Source organism: Halopseudomonas pelagia CL-AP6 (assembly GCF_000410875.1).
Lineage (GTDB): Bacteria > Pseudomonadota > Gammaproteobacteria > Pseudomonadales > Pseudomonadaceae > Halopseudomonas > Halopseudomonas pelagia.
Genome location: NZ_AROI01000013.1, coordinates 60526 through 81498, shown reverse-complemented (window position 1 = coordinate 81498; position 20973 = coordinate 60526). Strand labels below are relative to the sequence as shown.

Sequence of the window (20973 nt, the reverse complement as noted above, 5' to 3'; positions counted from 1 at the left end):
GGCTGAGAAAAAACCGTCAAGCCTTTTTCAACGTAATGCGCGCAAACTTCTTTTTCCCCGCCTGACAAACGTACTCAGTGTCTAGCTGGAAGACGAAATCACGATCCACTGCCTCGCCATTGACCTTGACCGAGCCTGCAGAAAGCAGATCACGTGCGGCAGCTGCATTTTTCACCATACCTGCGCGATTCAACGCAGCGGAAACCGGCATAGGCTCCTGGGCATCAAGCACCACATCAGGAATATCGTCCGGCAGCTCACCGGCTTTCAGACGGTTGCCCGCAGAACGATGCGCGCTGGCGGCCGCTTCGGCACCATGAAAGCGCTCAACCAACTCTTCAGCCAACTTGATCTTGATATCACGCGGGTTGGCGCCTGCATCCACATCCACCCGCAATGCACTGATTGCCTCCATACTGCGAAAGCTGAGCAGTTCAAAGTAGCGCCACATCAAGCTGTCTGGCATAGAGACAATCTTGCTGTACATCTCCCCCGGAGCGTCATTGATGCCTACGTAGTTACCCAGGGACTTGGACATCTTCTTTATGCCGTCCAGACCCTCAAGCAACGGCATGGTGAGAATAACCTGTGGCTCCTGCCCATACTGGCGCTGCAGCTCGCGCCCCATCAGCAGGTTGAATTTCTGATCGGTACCACCCAGCTCCACATCAGCCCGCATGGCCACAGAGTCATAGCCCTGCACCAGCGGGTAAAGGAATTCATGAATGGCGATCGACTGCCCACCTTTATAGCGCTTGTCAAAATCGTCCCGCTCGAGCATGCGTGCCACGGTGTACTTGCCGGCCAGTTGAATCATGTCGGCCGAGGTCATCTTGTCCATCCAGGTGGAATTGAACACGACCTCAGTCAATGCCGGATCGAGAATCTTGAATACCTGCTCTTTATAGGTCTCAGCATTAGCCAGCACCTGTTCGCGAGTCAGCGGCAGGCGCGTCACATTCTTACCAGAAGGATCACCGATCATGCCGGTGAAATCACCTATAAGGAAAAGCACCTTGTGGCCTAAATCCTGGAACTGGCGCAACTTATTGATCAGGACCGTATGACCCAAATGCAAATCCGGCGCAGTGGGATCGAACCCAGCCTTGATACGCAGCGGCACGCCACGCTCGAGCTTGATACGCAGCTCGCTTTCCACCAGAATTTCGTCCGCACCACGCTTGATCAGCGCCAACTGCTCGTCAACCGGCTTCATAAATCAAAAAATCCTGTGTTTTGGTAGGCAAAAAAGGGAACCAAACATACAACATTGCTGACCAATTACAAGTTTGCCGGGCGGCACTGCGCCAAAATATCAGCGCGCCCCATGCTGGAAAACTGACAGGCGGTGACACTGAAGACTTGCAACGAGGCAATTTCAGTTATAATTTAGCAAGTTATTACACTTTATTCAGACTCGACCACAAGAGCGCTTATGCCTTCTCACAAGACAAAACCGCCGCTGTACCCGAAAAGCCACATCGTCGCGGCTAGTGGTATAGCAGCAGCGCTGAGCATCTTTCTGCTCGTTATCCCGACCTCGGATGTAGAAGCGCGCAAAACCTATGTGCAGCTTGATCTAGACACTATTACCGCCCATCTCGATTCAGCGGGCTCGTCTAAGGATTTGGACGCACTGATCAGTGAAACAGTCACTTTTTCACTGGCTGACGAATTGAACCGACCAACCATACCGTTGGCCGCAAAACCCTCGCTACGCGGCCGGGACTATCAGGCATTGCCCGTAGAGCTTCCTATGGCCATAGTTGCCGAAGCGCAGCCTGCTTCTGAATGGAAGAGCGTAACGGTAGCGAGCGGTGACACTCTGTCCGTAGTGTTTAATCGTGTCGGGCTATCCGCTAACACCTTGCACGCGGTGATTAATAGCAGCTCGGAGGCCAAGCGCTTCACTCGCCTCAAAGCAGGCCAGGTTCTAGATTTCAAGCTGGGCACAAACGGTGAGCTCAATGCAATGAAGTCCAAGATCAACGATCTTGAGACCCTGCGCCTGGATCGTGACGGCGACAGCTATATCGCCAATAACGAACTGATCACACCCGATGTTCGGACTCAGTTCGCACAGGGCGAGATCACCAGCTCACTATTTCTCGCCGCCCAGAAGGCGGGAATGTCCCACAACCTGACCATGGAGATGGCTAACATCTTCGGTTACGACGTGGATTTTGCCCGGGATATTCGTCAGGGTGACCGTTTCGAAGTCATCTATGAAGAGCTGCACGTGGGCGATAAGCGTGTGGGCACCAACAATATTCTGGCGGCCCGCTTCAGCAACCGCGGCAAGACCTATACTGCAGTGCGGTACACCGACAAAAGCGGCTACAGCAGTTATTACCGCGCCGACGGCACTAGCCTGCGTAAAGCCTTTATTCGCACACCCGTTGAATTTGCCCGCATTAGCTCCAAATTCAACCCCAACCGCCGGCATCCGGTGCTGAACAAAATCCGTGCCCACAATGGCGTGGATTACGCAGCCGCTACCGGCACTCCGATCAAAGCAACGGGCGATGGCCGTATTGTGCACGTGGGCCGCAAGGGTGGTTACGGCAATACCATCATCGTACAGCACGGCCAGAAGTACAAAACCCTGTATGCGCACATGAGTCGTTATGCCAACAATATGCGCCAGGGCACTAACGTATCGCAGGGCCAGATAATAGGTTACGTCGGCATGACGGGCCTGGCCACGGGCCCGCATCTGCATTACGAATTTCTGGTCAATGGCCGCCATGTGAATCCACTGGGTATCGATTTGCCCGTGGCTGACCCGGTTCCGCAAAACGAACGTACCGCGTTCATGGCTATCAGCAACAAGATGATGGCCAGCCTGGATCAGAGCAACGAGACCCAGGTGGCCTTACTGGAGCAATAAGTGTCCAACCTCCATGTCGGTATCATGTCAGGCACCAGCCTGGATGGTATCGACATTGCTGTCACTGAAATCCTCCCCCCGCACCATGTGCGCCTACTAGGCGCCTGCTGCATGCCCTTTTCCGAGTCACTACGTGACGACCTTCTAGCACTGTGCCGCCCCGATGTTAACGAGATTTATCGCGCGGGCATCGCTGGCCAAGCCTGGGCTCGGCTGGCAGCCAAAGGGGTTAAACACTTACTGGATGAACTCCAGCTCACCCCGGGGCAGATCGCTACCGTAGGTAGTCACGGCCAGACCGTTCGCCATCACCCTGAATTTGGCTTCAGCTTACAGATTGGCGCCCCGGCACTCCTGGCCGAACTGACTGGCATCTGTGTAATAAGCGATTTCCGTAGCCGCGACATCGCTGCTGGCGGTGAGGGCGCCCCGCTGGTGCCCGCCTTTCACGACTGGCTACTACGCGATCCCGATAACACCCGGACGCTGGTCAACGTTGGCGGTTTTGCCAACCTGACTATCATGCGCCCCGGCCAGCCTGCAACCGGCTTCGACAGCGGCCCCGGCAACGTGCTGCTCGATTACTGGATACACCAGCACCAGGGCAAACCCTACGATCACGCGGGTGACTGGGCGCGTAGCGGGCAGGTATTACCGGGCTTACTGGACTCTATGCTGGGTGACGACTACTTTCAACGCACGGGGCCAAAGAGTACCGGGCGCGAATACTTTAATCCGCACTGGCTGCACCTGATGCTGGAAGCTCAAGCCAGTGACGCAGCTCCTGAGGATGTACAGGCTACCCTGGTGGAGCTAAGTGCGCACTCCATTGGCCAGGCGGCAAAGCATTACGCCGATGACAGCCAGGCGCTGTACCTGTGCGGCGGTGGCGCGCGAAACAGCTTGTTGATTGAGCGTATTGCGCACCAGTTGCCAAATACCCAGGTGTTGACAACATCCGCGCTCGGCGTTGACCCGGACTGGATGGAGGCCATGGCGTTTGCCTGGCTAGCCTGGCGCTGTGACCAACGTCAAACGGGGAATTTGCCCGCAGTGACCGGTGCGGCAGGGGCGCGTATTCTTGGCGCAATCTATCCAGCCTGACACTCTATCGAGCCCGACACGGGCATACGACCAGCGCCGCGAAGGGGGGGGTCAGACGGAGAAAGATGATCCGCAGCCGCAGGTTGTTGCTGCGTTGGGATTATTGATGACAAAGCGTGAACCTTCCAGACCTTCCAGGTAGTCGACCTCGGACCCAGCAAGGTACTGAAAACTCATTGGGTCAACGACCAGCTTGACGCCTTCGCGCTCGACGATGGTATCGTCTTCCGCTAGCTCATCATCAAAGGTAAAACCGTACTGAAAGCCGGAACAGCCGCCACCCGTAACGAAAACCCGCAAACTCAAACGCTCGTTACCCTCTTCATCAATCAACGCACGCACCTTGGACACGGCATTATCAGTGAACAACAGGGGTGTGGGGGTAAAAACTTCAGCAGTAGACATACATCCTCCAGCAATAGGTGCTCAAGCACACTAGCAGCCTATTATCCAGGTTCCCGACTCTTTTGGTCAACTATTCTTCCGAGCCGTTGCGTTCATCTACTTGCAAAGCAGGCGTCACCGGCAGAGCGGCATCCAGATAATGAAGATTTCCACTGATCTGGGCGCCCATAACCATTTCCATGAAACGATAGTACAGGTCGCCACTGATACGCGCCTTGGCATCCAACTCCAAATGTTCGGAGGCATGCACATCGCCCGTTACCTCGCCATTTATCAGCACGCTGGGCGCACGGATGATGCCCTCGACAAAGCCATGCTCACTGATACGAACCAGCCCGCCGGTGGCCTCCACATTGCCGATGACCCGACCATCAACCTGCAATGCGCCGCTGAAAAAGAGGTCGCCCTTGAATTCAGCGTCCTGGGCGATGATGGTGGTTTTGCCACCGAACCGGCCAATATCCAACTTCTTATTTCTGTCTGCTCCAAACATCAGGGTCTTGCTCCTGTCACTATCCAGTCAAATGATTGTTCAACCAGTACTTTACCGTCCTGCACAGCCTTGAGCGTAACCCGCTCCGGCACGAAACTGTCCGGCAATACCAGTTCAGTGCCCCGGCCATTGGCCGGCACTACTTGGAAGTAGCGGAAATTCAAGTCCATTGCATCCGGGGCAAAGTCACTGACCAGGTCATCTAACGACAAGACCGCGGCGCTCCCGTCCTGCAAGCCATGAATATTGAGTTCTAACCGTGCCTGAACTGAATCGCTGTCCTCGCCCACCCGAGTGACCATGACTTTATAACGGAAAGTATTCGGCTGGTCTGTGGCGTGCAGCTCAAAAGCCTGAATTCGCAAGCCAGGCGCCATCGCATTGGGCGACAGCGCACCTTGATACTGGGCCAGATCCTGTTGCACGCGGAACAACTGCTGCTCCAGCTCCTGGACTATGTCGCGCCCCTCGGTCACCGCCTCACGCGCAACCAGAAGATCGACCTCCAACTGCTGATAACTTTTGCGCAACGCGTCCAACTCGGTCACCAGCTCTATCTGCCGGACCAGCAAATGATCTCGCTCTTGCGACACCCCCTGCTGGGAACGCAAAGCGAATTCCCAGCCAAACCAGGCGCTCAGCGGTGACGCCAGCAGCAGAGTGACGATCAGGCCTATCTTGAGGACCTGAACCAGCCTCGATGTGCGCGGGATAAAGACTACCCTGTGGTCGCTGAGCAGAGTACGACGCTTGGGCTTGAACATCAGGGCATGAGCGCTGGGTGGGACAACCCGAGAGTTTCTTCGAGCCCAAGCGCAATATTCATGTTTTGCACAGCCTGCCCGGAAGCACCCTTAACCAGATTATCGATCACTGCCAGCACGACAACCAGTTCGCCCCCCTGCGGGCGGTGTACGGCAATACGGCAGACGTTGGCTCCTCGCACACTGCGGGTTTCCGGATGGCTGCCAGCCGGCATGACATCAACGAAAGGCTCTTCGGCGTAACGCTGTTCAAATAGCGCCTGCAAATCAACCGAATGGTCGGCCACGCTTGTATACAGAGTGGCATGTATGCCGCGGATCATAGGAGTCAAGTGTGGGACAAAAGTGAGGCCAACCGGCCCACCCGCCGCTTCCCGCAGCCCCTGACTAATTTCCGGCAGATGACGGTGGCCTGCAACGGCGTAGGCCTTCATGCTCTCGGTCGACTCGCAAAACAGTGAACCCAGATTGGTGCCGCGCCCTGCCCCACTAACGCCTGATTTGCAGTCAGCGATAATCCGCGCCGGATCGGCCAAACCGGCCTCAAGCAAGGGGATTAAACCCAGTTGCGCGGCGGTGGGATAACAACCGGGCACAGCAATCAGACGCGCGTTACGGATGGCCTCGCGATTGACCTCAGGCAGACCGTAAACGGCTTCGCCGAGCAACTGTGGCGCACCATGGGGCTGACCATACCAGCGAGCCCACTCCTCGGCATCCTTGAGACGGAAATCAGCGGACAGGTCAATGATCCGCGTGTTGCTCGACAGCAGCTCGCCCGCCAACGCGTGAGCAACACCGTGCGGGGTGGCGAAAAACACTACATCACAGGCGCCCAGCGTTTTGGCATCCGGCACACTGAATGTCAGGTTGTCATAGTGCCCACGCAGATTGGGATACATATCCACAACGCGCAGCCCCTCTTCGGAGCGCGAAGTAATGACCTCGACATGGGCCTGGGGATGCTGCGCCAGCAACCTGAGCAACTCGACACCGGTGTACCCGGTTCCGCCTACAATGCCAATCTTGATCATCTTTGCTTCCCGAATCGTTTTGTACATATTTAGTGGCTCTCTATGATAAAAGGGCTGACGTAAAATACCAGCACTGACTGCCCACCCTGGGCGCAGTGGCCGTTATCAAGGAGCTTTTTGTGTACCTGTGGATCAAAGCCTTTCACATCATTGCCGTGGTCACCTGGTTTGCGGCGCTGTTCTACCTGCCCCGGCTGTTTGTCTACCACGCCCAGAGTGAAGACAGTACCAGCCAAGAACGATTCAAGATAATGGAACGTAAACTCTACCGCGGCATCATGACACCTTCGATGGTCGTTACCCTCGCGCTGGGGTTCTGGATGCTGTGGTTGCAACCCGCGTGGCTTTCCCAAGGCTGGCTGCACGCCAAGCTGACCCTGGTTGCCGCGCTGGTCGTTTACCATTTCGCCTGTGGCAGACTGGTGAAGCGCTTTGCTGCAGATGCCAACGCGCGCTCACATGTGTTCTATCGCTGGTTCAACGAAGCGCCTGTGCTGGTTTTGCTCGGTGCGGTGATACTGGTAGTGGTCAAGCCTTTCTGAGGCTAGTCGGCCATCACCGCTCGCGCCTTCGCCCAGTCACGCAGCGCTTCCAAACGCTCGGCCATCACCACCGATAACGGTGAGGTCTGAGCCAGCGCTTCGAGCACATGAGCATCGCTGGTCTCCTGCTGCCGGGCAGCGGCGGCGTATACCGCAGAGACAACCGCCTGTTCGATCTCGGCACCAGAGAATCCTTCACTGGCCTGCGCCAGTTGGGTCAGGTTGAACAACGCCACCTGCAGCTCCCGCCGACTCAGATGAATGCGGAAAATATCCGCCCTGACGGCAGCGCTCGGCAGATCTACGAAAAACATCTCATCGAGCCTGCCTTTGCGAATCAGCTCGGGCGGTAGCTGACTCACATCATTGGAGGTAGCCACCAAAAAAACCCGCGTCCTGCGCTCGGCCATCCAGGTCAATAGAGATCCAAGCAGACGCCGCGAGACACCTTGATCAGCACCATCCGGTGCCAACCCCTTCTCGATCTCATCGATCCACAACACGCAGGGTTCCATCGCGTCGGCCATACTCAGCGCCTCGCGCAGATTTTTCTCGGTCTCGCCAATGTACTTGTTGTACAACGCCGCAAAATCCAGACGCAGCAGCGGCAACCCCCACACCCCGGCGACCGCCTTTGCCGCGAGGCTTTTGCCAGCGCCCTGCACACCCACTAGCAGGACACCTTTGGGCGTATCCTTGGCCTGCCCGGCAGCCAGAAACGCTGATTGCCGATCAGCCAGCCAACGCTTGAAGTGCTGCAAGCCACCCACATCGGCAAAATGCGCCGTATCCTGCTCGTAGCTCAACACCCCCTGCATATCCAGCAAACCGAATTTGGCTTTGTTCAGCGCGGGCAGATCTTCCTGGGTGATAGCACCATCATCGGCAATCAGATTGCGCGCCAGGCGGCGTGCTTCCGCGTGAGTTGTCCCGCGCAAATTCCGCACCACCTGTTCAAGGGTGCGATTGTCGGTACGTACCCGGCGCCCCTGATTCTGCTCTGCCCAATAAGCGGCTTCTTCCCGAATTATCGCTGCAAGTTGCTCATCCGAGGGCATGCTCAGACTTAGCCGCGCAGCCAAACGACTTAACTCTGGCGGCAAAGCCAGCTCATGACTAACCAGTACCAGAGTGGGTGATTCGCCAGGCTCCATGGCCAGCGTTTTGAGCAGACGCACCAAGCGGGCCGACTCGAGAAACGGGTGCAAATCACACAGGACATAAATAGCCTGCTCGTTGCTGCGGCGGATCTGCAATAACGCTTTTTCCGGGTCAGTTGTCTCTTCTGCAGCGTCAACCTCAGCCCCAAAACCCAAACGGCGCAGGCCATCAAGCTGGTTCCAGGTATACCAGGTTTGCGCACGCTTGATCGCCAGAGCGGCCATGGTCTCAAGCACCCGCCGCTCCTCCCAGGACTCGATCACGATCAGCTTTACTTTGCTATCGAGCAATAGGTTGAGGTCATGTATGTCGTTTTTCACCGCGAAATCCTTCTGCCGTTCTGGTCATGGTGCCATTCTAGTCGTAGATGGTTACACTGGAAGCACTTTAAAGATCAGTGAAGGAGTAGCCTGTGGACTGTCTGTTCTGCAAGATCGTTGAGGGGAAGATCCCGGCGAAGAAAGTTTACGAGGACGAACAGGTCCTAGCCTTCCACGATATCAACCCACATGCACCGGTGCACTTTCTGGTCATTCCGAAGCAGCACATAGCGACGCTCGGTGATCTGACCGAAGATGATCGCGCCCTGGTTGGGCATATGGTGTTTACCGGCCAACGGCTGGCCAAGGAACTCGGTTGTGAAGAGGGCTTTCGCACGGTGTTCAATTGTAATCCCATGGGTGGGCAGACGGTCTACCATATCCACTTGCACGTACTAGGGCAGCGCCAGATGAGCTGGCCTCCAGGCTGACCACCAGCACTTGACCCAGAGCAAGAGTCAGCCCGGCGCAGCCGCTATACTGCCGCCAGATACAGGAGCATTTATGATGAGTTCACCCCGCCAATACAGTTTTCTGGATCGCTTACTGACTCAGGCAGATCAATCGTTGCGCACTCTGGTTCCTGGTGCAGCCCAAGCCGGCCGTCCCTCGCCGGCACAGCATATGCCCAACGTGCCGCTGGACACAGTGGAGCGCCAGCACATAGCCGGCCTCATGCGCATCAATCATACCGGCGAGGTCTGTGCGCAGGCCCTATACCAAGGGCAAGCACTGACCGCCAAGTTACCCGACGTGCGTGCCAAGATGGAACACGCGGCAGCGGAAGAGATCGATCATCTAGCCTGGTGCGAGCAACGTTTGCGCGAGCTGGGCAGCCAACCGAGCGTGCTCAATCCACTGTTCTATGGCTTGTCATTCGGGATGGGGGCAGTGGCGGGCATGATCAGTGATCGCGTCAGCCTGGGTTTCGTCGCGGCCACAGAGCAGCTGGTCGAGCGACATCTGGATGACCATCTGACCCAATTACCGGAGGAAGACATCAAGTCCCGAGCCATTTTGGAGCAGATGCGCGAAGACGAAATAGAACACGGCAGCCAGGCACTGGAAGCTGGCGGGATGGTTTTCCCTGAGCCGGTGAAAGCAGCCATGACGCTGCTGTCGGGCTTTATGACCAAGGCTACCTACAAGATCTGAACATGGATGGGGCTGCCAGGAAGGCCGCCCCGGCCACGCTGTTATTCGACTTCTACAATCTCGTAGGCATGCGTCATTTTCACGCCTGCCCGACCCAGCATGATGGACGCAGAGCAATATTTTTCGGCGGATAACTCCACTGCGCGTTTGACCTGGGATTCCTTCAGATTTTTACCACTGACAACAAAGTGCAAATGGATTCGGGTAAACACCTTGGGTTCGGTATCGGCGCGCTCGGCCTCCAACTGGGTATGCACGTCGCGAATATCCTGACGCGCTTTTTTCAGGATACTAACCACATCATAACTGGCACAGCCGCCCAGCCCGATCAGCAGCGTTTCCATCGGACGCACACCCATATTTCGGCCGCCTGCTTCGGGCGGGCCATCCATCACCAGTGTATGACCACTCCCGGACTCGCCTACAAACATGGCGCCGTCCACCCACTTGATCTGTGCTTTCATCTAGCTCTCCGGCTGATAGTCTGAATGCGCGCAGAATATCACAAGCTCTGCGGCGTAGCGTCACACTGGTCATCGGCGGAAAAACTGGACATAATCCGCTTTGGTCTCAGCCACGAGGCTTACAGGGGTGCTCCGGCACCCACGGTTTGCTCGACAGGACACATACATGGTTTCAATCGCACTGACGCCCAAAATAAAAAATCTAGATTCCTATCTTGCCCACTGCCACCTTCGCAGCTTCAACGCCCGCAGTACCATCATCCATGCAGGGGACCATTCCGACAGTCTGTTCTATATTGTCAAAGGCTCGGTCACCATCCTGATCGAGGATGAGCAAGGCCGAGAAATGATTATCGCCTATTTAAACCAAGGTGATTTCTTCGGCGAAATGGGCTTGTTCGACGAGGTCAAGCCGCAGCAGGATCGCAGTGCCTGGGTACGCGCCAAGAGCGAGTGCGAAGTGGCGGAAGTCAGCTACAACAAGTTCCGCGAGCTCAGCCACACCGAGCCCGATCTGCTCTACGCCGTAGGCCGGCAGATGGCTGAGCGGCTGCGCAACACTACCCGTAAGGTCGGCGATTTGGCGTTTCTTGACGTCACGGGGCGCGTCGCGCGCACCCTGCTGGATCTGTGCAAGCAACCTGATGCCATGACCCACCCTGACGGCATGCAGATTAAGGTCACGCGCCAGGAGATTGGCCGGATTGTCGGCTGCTCCCGCGAAATGGTCGGCCGCGTGCTCAAGAGCCTGGAAGAGCAGGGCCTGATCGACGTCAAGGGTAAAACCATGGTGGTGTTCGGCACGCGCTGAAAGCCCTGCAGGCGATCCCTGCAGAGCATCGACCGCTGAGGTACAATCGCCGGATCATTCCGATCACGGCGAGGCGAATATGGGCTTGAACAATCAATGGATGCAGCGTGACCTGTCAGTGCTTTGGCATCCCTGCACCCAGATGAAAGATCACGAGCATATGCCGGTCATACCGATCCAGCGCGGTGAAGGTGTTTGGCTGCATGACTTTGAAGGCAATCGCTACCTGGACGCGGTAAGTTCCTGGTGGGTCAACATCTTTGGACATGCCAATCCCTACATCAATCAACGCATCAAGGATCAGCTCGACAGCCTGGAGCATGTGATCCTGGCCGGGTTCAGCCACCAACCGGTGATTGAGCTTTCAGAGCGGCTGGTGAATATTACCCCAGCGCCGTTGACCCGTTGTTTTTACGCTGACAATGGCTCTTCGTGCATCGAAGTGGCGCTAAAGATGAGCTTTCATTACTGGCTCAATACCGGCAAGCCGGAGAAAAAGCGCTTCATTACTCTGTCCAACAGCTATCACGGCGAAACACTAGCCGCACTGGCTGTGGGCGATGTAGCGCTGTACAAGGAAACCTACGAACCGCTGCTGATGAGCGTGATCACCGTGCCTTCGCCAGACTGCTCCGAGCGCGAAGCTGGCGCCACCTGGGAAGAGCACAGCCGCGCCATGTTCGAGCATATGGAGCGCGCGCTGGAGCAGCATCACCATGAAGTCGCTGCGGTGATTGTCGAGCCACTGATTCAATGTGCAGCGGGCATGCGCATGTACCACCCGGTTTACCTTAAACTCCTGCGCGAAGCCTGCAACCGCTATGGCGTGCATCTGATCCATGACGAAATCGCCGTCGGTTTTGGTCGTACCGGCAGCCTGTTTGCCTGCGAGCAGGCCGACATCAGCCCGGACTTTCTCTGCCTGTCCAAGGCATTGACCGGTGGTTACCTGCCAATGTCGGTATGCCTGACCACCGACAAGGTCTATGACGCGTTCTACGATGACTATGAAAGCATGCGCGCCTTTCTGCATTCACATAGCTACACCGGCAACCCGCTGGCCTGCGCCGCCGCACTGGCAACGCTGGACCTGTTCGAACAGAACGATGTAATCGCAGCCAACCAGGTGCTGGCAGCGCATATGGCCAAAGCTACCGCGCATTTTGTCGATCACCCGCACGTTGCCGAAGTACGTCAGACCGGCATGGTTCTGGCCATCGAGATGATTCAAGACAAAGCCAATCGCACGCCTTACCCCTGGCAAGAGCGGCGCGGCATCCGTGTTTACGAACACGCGCTGAAAAACGAAGCCCTGCTGCGCCCGTTGGGCAGCGTGGTGTATTTCATGCCGCCCTACGTAATCACCCCGGATCAGATCGACCACTTGGCCAGCGTCGCCTGGGAAGGTATTCAACTGGCAACGCGGGACTGATCACATGCGCGTATCGCGTTTCTACCTTGATGCCGCGCTGGCCGAGGGCCCGTTGCCGCTTGAAGGCGACTTGGCCCATTACATCGGCCGCGTGTTGCGGCTGTCTCCCGGCGCACCCGTACAGATATTCAACGGTAGTGGCCAGGAATGGCCGGGCGAGGTGCTCGAGGTCAGCAAACGGCTGGTCAACTTGCGGCTTGCCGCCGCTATCCCCGGCCTGCCCGAATCGCCTCTGCAGGTTCACCTTGGCCAGGCCATGTCACGCGGTGAGCGTATGGATTGGGCAATCCAGAAAGCGGTGGAGTTGGGCGTGAGCGAAATCACCCCGCTGTTTACCGAACGCTGCGAGGTCAAACTGCAAGGTGAGCGTGCCGACAAACGCCAGGCTCACTGGCAACAGATTGCCATCAGCGCTTGCGAGCAGTGTGGGCGCAGCGTTGTCCCGGTGATTCACCCGCCTGCAGCGTTTAGCACCTGGCTGGACGCACTGAATTGCGACCTCAAGCTGGTCCTGCATCATCGCACCGAGCAACAGCTCGAGAGCCTTGCCCGCCCTGAACAGCTCGGTTTGCTCATTGGCCCCGAAGGCGGCCTAAGTGCAGACGAAATTGCCCAGGCGGAAAACAGCGGCTTTCAGGCCGCCCGCTTCGGTCCACGGGTGTTACGTACTGAAACAGCACCGGTGGTTGCGTTGACCATGGCTCAACATCTCTGGGGCGATTTCCAGTAAAGCGCCAGCGATCCTAACAGTCCTATTCTGGGCGAATGACGGACTGCCTTTGCCCGGCGCTGATTCGCCTGTTATAACCCGTCTTTTACTACTGGATACCGAGGCAACCTGACCGCCATGGGCATAGAACAGTCTGATCTAATCCAGAGACTCAACAGCGAATGCTTTTGCGTCAGCCTTGACCAGCAAGCGCTGCGCCAGGCACTGGCGACGCAGACCGACCAACCCGAACTGTTCGAACTGCTTCACCAGCGCTGCCCAACGGTATTCGCTGCGCGACCTGTTTTCGTGTCGCCAGCGCATATGGCACGCATGCGTGAACTGATCTGCGCAGTCGAATCGGTAATCGCCTTGCCGGCCTACCGCGAACATGTACTTGCGGGCGCGGCCCCGATCGCCAGACACCCAGCGGGCGCAAGGGGCGTTTTCATGGGCTATGATTTTCACGTCGCGCAGGACGCCTTCGGTCTGATTGAAATCAACACCAACGCTGGCGGCGCCATGCTGAACGCACTGGTGGCCCGTGCTCAGCGAGCCTGCTGCCCGGAGGTTGCAGGAATACTCCCGCCGCCAGCGCTCGCCGAGAATTTCGAGACCCGCATCGTTGCGATGTTTCGTCAGGAATGGATCCTAGCCGGACGAAAGCAGCCTTTGCGCAGCATTGCGATAGTCGATGCGGCACCATCAAACCAATACCTCTATCCAGAGTTCCTACTCTTCCAGCGACTATTCGAGAGCCACGGCATTCAGACAGTGATTGCGGATCCGGCCGACCTCGAGTTGCGCTCCGGTACCTTGTGGCATGGCGACCTAGCGATCGACCTGGTGTACAACCGGCTCACCGACTTTCTCCTCGAGTCGCCAGCCGATGAACACCTTCGAGAGGCACACCTGAACGACGCAGTTGTGTTGACACCTCACCCTCAGGCTCACACGCTGTATGCGGACAAACGCAACTTGATTTTATTGAGCAGCGACGAGCATTTACAGCAACTCGGCGTGGCCGAAGCCACTCGGACGATCCTGCTTGAAGGCATTCCTCGGACTGAACGGGTGCTTCCCGACCAGGCCGATCAACTGTGGGCTCGACGCAAGCAGCTGTTTTTCAAGCCTGCGGCTGGTTATGGAAGTCGCGCGGCCTATCGAGGCGACAAAGTCACACGTCGCGTCTGGGAAGATATCCTCGCAGGCAATTACGTTGCCCAGGCCGTGGTAGCCCCCGGCCAGCGCGTGCTGGAAGATAATGGCGTGTCGCAGGTACTTAAGTTCGACTTGCGCAATTATGCCTATGACGGTCAAGTACAGTGGGTGGCGGCCCGCCTGTATCAAGGGCAGACCACCAATTTTCGCACTGCCGGTGGCGGGTTCGCTCCCGTATATCCCGGCCCGGCCAGTGCTGTCGCGATTGCAACCATCTAGCCTGGGAGCACCGACAGAGCCAGGCAAGCAATAGTGGGCTCAGTACGCTCGTGAGCGGGTGCTACCCTTAAGGTTATTCGCCCTTCTCAAGCGCAGTTACAACATAATTACCGTTCTGCTTGTCAGCGCGGAATCGCACCTTGTCCCCGGCGGCCAACCCTTGCAGATCAGCAGCATTCTCGACCTTGAATACCATCGTCATCGGTGGCATTTTCAAGTTGTCTATTGGACCATGGCGCAAGGTCACGCGCTGACCGGCTTGATCAATTTTTCTCAGCTCACCCTCGGACATGGGCTCGTGGGTGCTCGCCATGGCAGAGGCCGCCGTCAGCCCGCAGGCCATCAATAACATCATCATTACTTTTTTCATCGTGTTTTCCCTATTGCACAAGGTTAATCATTTAGTTCTTACTGACTTCAAGAGCACCGACCATGCCGGCCTGAAAATGCCCGGGCAGCAGGCAGGCAAAATCGAAGCGCCCGGTACGGTTGAAGGTCCAGATCAGCGTTTGCGTTTCTCCGGGGCCTACGTGCGCCATATACGGCTCTTCATGCTCCATTCCCGGGAACTGAGCCATTAGCGCGGCATGTTCTTCGAGCTCTTCAGCGGTGCCCAATACCAGCTCATGCAGCAGTTGCCCTTCGTTCTTGATAACCAACTTCAGTGTCTCGCCTGCGGCAACCTCAAAGTGATCTGGGGTAAAGCGCATGTTGTCGCCCATGCGAATGACCAACTCGCGGTCCACCTGCTCATCGTTCGCACCGATGCCCCAAGCCTTCTGCTCCGGCGGCAACGTGCTCCGTTCGCTGCCCTGGGTTTCACCATGCGCCGATGCACCTAACGACACCACACCAAGCGCCAACGCCATACCAACTACCAGTAACGACTTATGCATTTTCATATCTCCCCTTTTGAGCTCAATGACCGGTATGCCCGGTAGGTTTGCGTACCTGCACTTCAACTGCGGGCTTGCCTGTGGCTGACTCGGATTTAAACCGGGAAGGTTCAACCAGAGGCCCAGTCCACTCGAATGCCTGCGTGCCTTGCGGTTGCTGATACCAGCCGGGGTCGCGGTAATCGCCAGCCGGTTGGTCTGCGCGCACCTTGAGCATGGTGAACATGCCACCCATTTCTACCGAGCCAAAGGGACCGTCACCGGTCATCATCGGTACGGTGTTTTCTGGCAACGGCATTTGCATTTCAGTCATATCCGCCATGCCACGCTCACCCATCACCATGTAATCCGGAATCAGATTATTGATCTGGGTAACCACCTTGCGATGATCAACGCCGACCATCGTCGGTACGTCGTGGCCCATAGCGTTCATGGTGTGATGACTCTTGTGGCAGTGAAAGGCCCAATCGCCCAGATCGCTGGCGATAAACTCGATCTGGCGCATCTGGCCAACCGCCACATCGGTGGTCACCTCTGGCCAGCGGGCGCCGCGCGGTACTGGGCCGCCGTCGGTCCCGGTGACTTCAAATTCGTGCCCATGCAAATGAATCGGGTGATTGGTCATGGTCAGGTTGCCAACCCGAATCCGCACCTTGTCATCCTTGCGCGCGACCAAGGGATCAATACCGGGAAAAATTCTGCTGTTGAAGGCCCAGATATTGAAATCGAGCATCTCCATGATCTTTGGGGTATAGCTTCCCGGCTCGACGTCATAGGCATTGAGTAGAAAACAGTAATCACGGTCCACTTCGTCGATATGCGGATGGGTCTCGCGCGGATGCGTAACCCAGAACCCCATCATGCCCATGGCCATCTGCACCATTTCATCCGCATGCGGGTGATACATGAAGGTCCCGGGGCGCTTGGCCTCAAACTCGTAGACGTAGGTCTTGCCGGCCGGGATAGCACGCTGATTCAGACCGGCCACGCCGTCCATGCCATTGGGCAGGCGTTGGCCATGCCAGTGAATACTGGTGTGCTCCGGCAGCTTATTGGTGACAAAAATACGTACCCGGTCACCCTCCACCACCTCGATGGTTGGGCCTGGTGATTGGCCGTTGTAACCCCATAAGTGCGCATTGAATCCAGGGGCCATTTCCCGCACCACCGGCTCTGCAACCAGATGAAACTCCTTTACCCCGTTATTCATGCGCCAGGGCAGCGTCCAGCCGTTCAGCGTGACTACCGGTTTGTAGGGTCTACCGCTATTCGGCTCCAGCGGTGGCATGGTATCTGGCCGAGCTTGAATGACTGGCTCGGGCAGGCTGGCCAACGAAGTCCGGCTGACCGCGGAGGTGGCTACCGCTGCAGTGATGGCGCCAGCGCCGATAAAAAAATCACGTCGTGAAACCATGTTCAGTGCCCTCCGGCGGGGGAAGCGGATGTGATGGAAGCGGTACTGGCCTGGCTCGGCTGTACCGGCCCGTAGCGCACCAGATCGAACTCTGACTGGGCGACCCAGAAGTCACGCTGAGCCTGCAGGTAACGGTTGACCGTAACGATCTGCTCGCGGGCATCGGCCAGCAAATCGAACACACCGATAAACATGCCGTTGTAGAGCAGCATGTTTTCCTCGCTGATGCGTTTGCGCAGCGGCACTATTTCGTCACGGTAATGCGCAGCCACATCCCAGGCGCTGCGATAGGCCTGGTAGCCCTCCCGCAGCTGCGAGCGCGCATTGATCGCCACTTCGGCGGTGCGCCGTACCTGCTGCATATAGCGCGCTTCGTTGCCGGCCATACGTGCACCACTCCAGTCGAACAACGGCAGCTCGACGGTAATCTCATAACCGCGCTGTACCGGCGCTTCATTGGAGCTGTTATGGCTGACGCCCAGCTCCAGCACATTGATAAATCGGGTGGCCTTGCCCAGCTTCAGGTTGGTTGCCAGACGCTCGGCAGCCTGCTGCGCCGCCTGTACATCCAGCCGGCTGGCCATCGCCTGCTGTTCGATATCGGGCTGGTCCAGCGGGTGCTGGGGCAGATCCGGTAACCGGTCAGGCAGCGCGAAATCCATCTGTTCGCCCCATAACCCGAGCAGCCTGATCAGCCGCTCGTGGCTGGCCGACTTCTCACGCTCGGCCTGCAGGTGAGCCAGGGCCGCCTCCGCATAGAAGCTTTGCTCGCGGGCCTGCTGCAGGGCGCTGTAGTTACCCACCGCGGCCATGCGCCGAGCCAACTCCGCACTGGCATCGGCCGCTTGCAGCACTTGCTCGCTGTAGGCCAAGCTCTGCTGCGCCGCTACCGCGTGATACCAAGCTATGCGGGTATCGGTTGCCAAGCGCATCACTGACAGGCTGACCTCACGCTGCACCTGCGCGTTCTGCCCTGCAGCGATGCGGCGCGTCATTGGCAGCGCAATCAGACTACCCAGATTCAGATGTAGACCTCGCTCCCATTCCACCTCCGTACCACGAGTCATGCGCCCGATGGAAAAACCAGGGTTCGGCAGGCGGCTCGCCTGCACCCGCTCTGCATCCGCGATACCCAGATCAAACAAGCGCGCCTGTAAGCCAGGATTGTTCATCAGCGCTATCTCTACCGCACTTTCCAGCGCCAGCGGCTCTGCCAACAGGTCGTCAATGCGCTCGCGGAGCGCCGGCGCCTGTTCTTGCTGCCGCCCCCAGTGCAACGCATCTTGCCCGGTCAATTCGGCGCTTTGTTGCTGCACCTGCTCAAGGCTCGACTGCGGCGTGAGGTTGGCGCAACCAGCCATGCTCAGCAACAGTGTGCCGAGAGCAACAAATCGCATAGGAGGCTTAAAGGTTCTGTTCATAACCGCCCCCTTAGTGATGCTGATGTGGATTGGCATCGCCGGCGTCGGCTTCAGCACCGCCATCCTGCGACTGACTGGCCTCCCACACCTCTGCGGCGTAGGTTTGCCAGCCGCCAATACGGCCGACGTTATCATTGGCTTCACGCCAGTTTCCGGGGAGTTGCGGCTCAAAGCGCCGATAGCTTTGCAGCGGGGATTCGTACACCACCGGCGGCACAGCGTCCGCGGCAGATGGATCAGGCGGGGCTGCCTGAGCCTGGCTATGCCAGGCCAAGACGGCAAGCATGCCGCCTATACAATAGGTTGGGGAAAACATGACCACCTCTGCAATCAGATCGGCATCAACCGATCAGGATAGGTTCAGCTCGACAGGAGCCGTTACAGTGTCAGAGGAGGACGCTACGGGGAGGGCGTTTCAAGGGCTCGGGGATTTGCCCGGCAAAAAATCTATACTCGCCTACATAGCCCACAGTGGCCTGAAGGGATGGCAGTGGTGATACAGCTGCACTGGTCAGCGCACTGACGCCATGGCAACTGCTGGCACACAGGACGCAACCGATATGCTGCATCCCTGACCCGGCATCGCCTGCATCAGCATCTATCCCCATACCGTGGTGACCTGCATGTTCACCCCCGATATCGGTCTGCTGCATAGCCGCTCCGGATGCTCCGCAGGAGGCAGAAATGACACCTGCCACAGCCTGGGCCGGGATGATCAGGATCATCAGCCAAAACAGACATGAGCGAAGCAGCGTGGATTTCATATTGACTCTATATGGAGATCTAACAGGCAAGAACTTAGCACTGCAGAAAAGCAATAACAAGACAGAGCGGCCACGATAACCGCACCTTTGGTAACAGTTGCTAAAGTTTGTTAACCACGGCAATTCGTCTAAGGCGCATTCAATTGATGTAATATTCGCGGCCTCGCTCGCTCCAATAGAACAGATGATTCATTAACCAGGGGGCTTCGTGCACGAATCCGTTCAAGACTACTATGGCAAGGTACTGCAAAGCAGCAGCGACCTGAAAACCTCGGCCTGCTGTGACATCTCCAGCATGCCGGAATGGCTCAAGCCGCTGCTGGCCAACATCCACCCAGAAGTCACAGACAAATACTATGGCTGTGGACTAGTCGCCCCGCATCTGTTGCCCGGCTGCCACATTCTCGACCTGGGCAGCGGTTCGGGACGCGACTGTTATGTACTGGCACAACTGGTCGGGTCTCAGGGCCGGGTGATCGGCGTCGATATGACCGAAGAACAGCTGGATGTCGCCCGCCGCCACCTGGATTACCATGCCCAGCGCTTTGGCTTCGCGAACGTCAGTTTTCATCAGGGTTATATCGAGCAACTGGACAGTCTGAACCTGCCCGACAACAGCATCGACGTAATCGTCTCCAATTGCGTGATCAACCTGTCACCGGACAAGGATGCGGTGTTGCGCGAGGCCTACCGCCTGCTCAAGCCCGGTGGCGAACTGTATTTCTCGGATATCTACGCCGACCGGCGCCTGCCGGACGCCCTGCGTCAGGACGAGGTGCTTTACGGCGAATGTCTGGGCGGCGCCCTGTACTGGAACGACTTCGAAAATCTGGCCCGCCGTCACGGCTTCCTGGACCCGCGCCTGGTGGAAGATCGCCCGCTGGAAATCACCGACCCAGCGATTGCCGGCAAACTTGGCAATGCGCGTTTCTTCTCCGCCACCTACCGGCTATTCAAGCTGGCCGAGCTGGAGCCGGCCTGCGAGGACTATGGTCAGGCGGTAATTTACCGTGGCAGCATCCCCGAGGCCGAGCACCTGCTCCAACTCGACAAGCACCATGCGATCGAAACCGGACGCATCTTCCCGGTATGCGGCAACACCTGGCGGATGCTCAAGGACACGCGCTTTGCCCCGCACTTTGAATTCATCGGCAACTTCGAACGTCACTACGGCATCTTCCCGGGCTGCGGCGGCGCCCTGCCCTACGACAATAACAACACCGCCACGGGAGCCAGCCCATGCTGCTGAATACCACCAATCCGCCCCTACGACTGCTGGTGTTGTGTACCGGCAACTCGGCCCGCAGCATTATCGCCGAAGGGCTATTCAACCGCCTGATGGGAGGCCGCATTCAGGCCTTCAGCGCCGGTAGCCACCCAACCGGCCGCGTCAATCCGTTGGCTATGGAGCAACTGAGCGAGTGGACCGGTGAACACCCGCCGCGCAGCAAAAGCTGGGATGAGTTTCTGACGCCCGAAGCCCCGCCACTGGATATCGTGCTCACCGTATGCGGCAATGCCGGACAAGCCTGCCCACAATTTCCCGCCACACCGGAACGTGTCCACTGGGGCCTGCCTGATCCGGCCGCAGTGGACGGCAGCGACGAACTCAAGCGCGCGGCATTTACTGAATGTTGCGCAGCGTTGCAGCATCTGATCGGGCGCCTGCGGGTTGAATTGACCAGTAACCCAGACGCTCAATACACTCCATCCAGCGTTGCAAGATTAATGCGCAACATGCTGACTCCTTGAGT

25 protein-coding genes are annotated in these 20973 nt (G+C 57.5%); 11 read left to right on the top strand and 14 right to left on the bottom strand.

What is annotated here, in order from left to right; translation table 11 throughout:
- Positions 1 to 16: 16 nt before the first annotated feature.
- Positions 17 to 1216: a tyrosine--tRNA ligase gene (gene tyrS, locus K787_RS0111530; protein ID WP_022962964.1), complete on the bottom strand. Its 1200-nt coding sequence runs from the start codon at positions 1214 to 1216 to the stop codon at positions 17 to 19.
- Between the two features lie 219 nt (positions 1217 to 1435).
- On the opposite strand from tyrS, the gene K787_RS0111525 reads away from it, so the two are divergent.
- Positions 1436 to 2890: an OapA family protein gene (locus tag K787_RS0111525; protein ID WP_022962963.1), complete on the top strand. Its 1455-nt coding sequence runs from the start codon at positions 1436 to 1438 to the stop codon at positions 2888 to 2890.
- Positions 2891 to 3994: an anhydro-N-acetylmuramic acid kinase gene (locus tag K787_RS0111520; protein ID WP_022962962.1), complete on the top strand. Its 1104-nt coding sequence runs from the start codon at positions 2891 to 2893 to the stop codon at positions 3992 to 3994.
- 51 nt (positions 3995 to 4045) lie between these two features.
- Here the strand turns inward: K787_RS0111520 and erpA are convergent, their stop codons facing one another.
- From erpA to argC, 4 genes are all read right to left on the bottom strand, one after another.
- Positions 4046 to 4399 carry an iron-sulfur cluster insertion protein ErpA gene (erpA, locus tag K787_RS0111515; protein ID WP_022962961.1) on the bottom strand — a complete coding sequence of 118 codons (354 nt, stop codon included), beginning with the start codon at positions 4397 to 4399 and terminating at the stop codon, positions 4046 to 4048.
- A gap of 70 nt (positions 4400 to 4469) precedes the next feature.
- Entirely contained in the window at positions 4470 to 4892 is a 423-nt protein-coding gene (locus K787_RS0111510; protein WP_022962960.1) for a bactofilin family protein, read from the bottom strand.
- Entirely contained in the window at positions 4892 to 5656 is a 765-nt protein-coding gene (locus K787_RS0111505) for a DUF6776 family protein (protein WP_022962959.1), read from the bottom strand. The genes K787_RS0111510 and K787_RS0111505 overlap by 1 nt, the downstream gene beginning before the upstream one ends.
- Positions 5656 to 6690 carry an N-acetyl-gamma-glutamyl-phosphate reductase gene (argC, locus tag K787_RS0111500; protein WP_022962958.1) on the bottom strand — a complete coding sequence of 345 codons (1035 nt, stop codon included), beginning with the start codon at positions 6688 to 6690 and terminating at the stop codon, positions 5656 to 5658. The genes K787_RS0111505 and argC overlap by 1 nt, the downstream gene beginning before the upstream one ends.
- A 119-nt stretch (positions 6691 to 6809) precedes the next feature.
- Between argC and hemJ the strand changes: the two genes are divergently transcribed.
- Positions 6810 to 7232, top strand: coding sequence for a protoporphyrinogen oxidase HemJ (hemJ, locus tag K787_RS0111495; RefSeq protein WP_022962957.1), 423 nt, complete (start codon positions 6810 to 6812; stop codon positions 7230 to 7232).
- Positions 7233 to 7234: 2 nt separating this feature from the next.
- Here the strand turns inward: hemJ and K787_RS0111490 are convergent, their stop codons facing one another.
- Complete coding sequence (locus K787_RS0111490) at positions 7235 to 8713, bottom strand: Ycf46 family AAA ATPase (protein WP_028614866.1); 1479 nt, start codon at positions 8711 to 8713, stop codon at positions 7235 to 7237.
- A 92-nt stretch (positions 8714 to 8805) separates the two neighbouring features.
- Here K787_RS0111490 and K787_RS0111485 point away from each other — a divergent pair, with 92 nt between their 5' ends.
- The gene (locus tag K787_RS0111485) at positions 8806 to 9144 is read left to right on the top strand and encodes a histidine triad nucleotide-binding protein (RefSeq protein ID WP_028614865.1); all 339 of its coding nucleotides are present in this window, start codon (positions 8806 to 8808) and stop codon (positions 9142 to 9144) included.
- Positions 9145 to 9220: 76 nt separating this feature from the next.
- Positions 9221 to 9868 (top strand): 2-polyprenyl-3-methyl-6-methoxy-1,4-benzoquinone monooxygenase, encoded by a 648-nt coding sequence (gene coq7, locus K787_RS0111480; protein ID WP_028614864.1) that lies wholly within the window; start codon positions 9221 to 9223, stop codon positions 9866 to 9868.
- A 41-nt stretch (positions 9869 to 9909) separates the two neighbouring features.
- On the opposite strand, the gene K787_RS0111475 is transcribed toward coq7, so the two are convergent.
- On the bottom strand, positions 9910 to 10332 hold the full coding sequence (locus K787_RS0111475) for an OsmC family protein (RefSeq protein WP_022962955.1): 423 nt from the start codon (positions 10330 to 10332) through the stop codon (positions 9910 to 9912).
- A 166-nt stretch (positions 10333 to 10498) separates the two neighbouring features.
- Between K787_RS0111475 and crp the strand changes: the two genes are divergently transcribed.
- The 3 genes from crp to K787_RS0111460 all read left to right on the top strand — a co-directional run bounded on the left by crp (position 10499) and on the right by K787_RS0111460 (position 13305).
- A complete protein-coding gene (gene crp, locus K787_RS0111470) occupies positions 10499 to 11143 on the top strand; it encodes a cAMP-activated global transcriptional regulator CRP (protein WP_022962954.1) in 645 nt (214 codons plus the stop codon).
- Between the two features lie 79 nt (positions 11144 to 11222).
- On the top strand, positions 11223 to 12575 hold the full coding sequence (locus tag K787_RS22890; protein WP_022962953.1) for an adenosylmethionine--8-amino-7-oxononanoate transaminase: 1353 nt from the start codon (positions 11223 to 11225) through the stop codon (positions 12573 to 12575).
- Between the two features lie 4 nt (positions 12576 to 12579).
- Positions 12580 to 13305 carry a 16S rRNA (uracil(1498)-N(3))-methyltransferase gene (locus tag K787_RS0111460; protein ID WP_022962952.1) on the top strand — a complete coding sequence of 242 codons (726 nt, stop codon included), beginning with the start codon at positions 12580 to 12582 and terminating at the stop codon, positions 13303 to 13305.
- A 138-nt stretch (positions 13306 to 13443) separates the two neighbouring features.
- Here the strand turns inward: K787_RS0111460 and K787_RS25535 are convergent, their stop codons facing one another.
- Positions 13444 to 13752, bottom strand: coding sequence for a hypothetical protein (locus tag K787_RS25535; RefSeq protein WP_235801927.1), 309 nt, complete (start codon positions 13750 to 13752; stop codon positions 13444 to 13446).
- On the opposite strand from K787_RS25535, the gene K787_RS22885 reads away from it, so the two are divergent.
- Entirely contained in the window at positions 13735 to 14724 is a 990-nt protein-coding gene (locus K787_RS22885; RefSeq protein ID WP_235801926.1) for a hypothetical protein, read from the top strand. The two genes, K787_RS25535 and K787_RS22885, sit on opposite strands and share 18 nt — an antisense overlap.
- A gap of 73 nt (positions 14725 to 14797) precedes the next feature.
- Here K787_RS22885 and K787_RS0111450 read toward each other — a convergent pair whose 3' ends face one another.
- From K787_RS0111450 to K787_RS25845, 6 genes are all read right to left on the bottom strand, one after another.
- The gene (locus K787_RS0111450; RefSeq protein ID WP_022962950.1) at positions 14798 to 15094 is read right to left on the bottom strand and encodes a copper-binding protein; all 297 of its coding nucleotides are present in this window, start codon (positions 15092 to 15094) and stop codon (positions 14798 to 14800) included.
- A 31-nt stretch (positions 15095 to 15125) separates the two neighbouring features.
- Entirely contained in the window at positions 15126 to 15620 is a 495-nt protein-coding gene (locus K787_RS0111445) for a cupredoxin domain-containing protein (RefSeq protein ID WP_235801925.1), read from the bottom strand.
- Between the two features lie 22 nt (positions 15621 to 15642).
- Positions 15643 to 17034, bottom strand: coding sequence for a multicopper oxidase family protein (locus K787_RS0111440; protein WP_022962948.1), 1392 nt, complete (start codon positions 17032 to 17034; stop codon positions 15643 to 15645).
- A gap of 2 nt (positions 17035 to 17036) precedes the next feature.
- Positions 17037 to 18455, bottom strand: a complete 1419-nt coding sequence (locus K787_RS0111435; protein ID WP_022962947.1) for a TolC family protein — start codon at positions 18453 to 18455, stop codon at positions 17037 to 17039.
- 10 nt (positions 18456 to 18465) lie between these two features.
- Positions 18466 to 18771 (bottom strand): hypothetical protein, encoded by a 306-nt coding sequence (locus K787_RS22880; protein WP_152486830.1) that lies wholly within the window; start codon positions 18769 to 18771, stop codon positions 18466 to 18468.
- Positions 18772 to 18841: 70 nt separating this feature from the next.
- The gene (locus K787_RS25845; protein ID WP_370736734.1) at positions 18842 to 19180 is read right to left on the bottom strand and encodes a DUF2946 family protein; all 339 of its coding nucleotides are present in this window, start codon (positions 19178 to 19180) and stop codon (positions 18842 to 18844) included.
- Between the two features lie 247 nt (positions 19181 to 19427).
- On the opposite strand from K787_RS25845, the gene K787_RS0111415 reads away from it, so the two are divergent.
- Positions 19428 to 20468 carry a methyltransferase domain-containing protein gene (locus K787_RS0111415; RefSeq protein WP_022962943.1) on the top strand — a complete coding sequence of 347 codons (1041 nt, stop codon included), beginning with the start codon at positions 19428 to 19430 and terminating at the stop codon, positions 20466 to 20468.
- Entirely contained in the window at positions 20459 to 20971 is a 513-nt protein-coding gene (locus tag K787_RS0111410) for an arsenate reductase ArsC (RefSeq protein WP_022962942.1), read from the top strand. Before K787_RS0111415 ends, K787_RS0111410 begins: the two co-directional genes overlap by 10 nt.
- Positions 20972 to 20973: the final 2 nt, after the last annotated feature.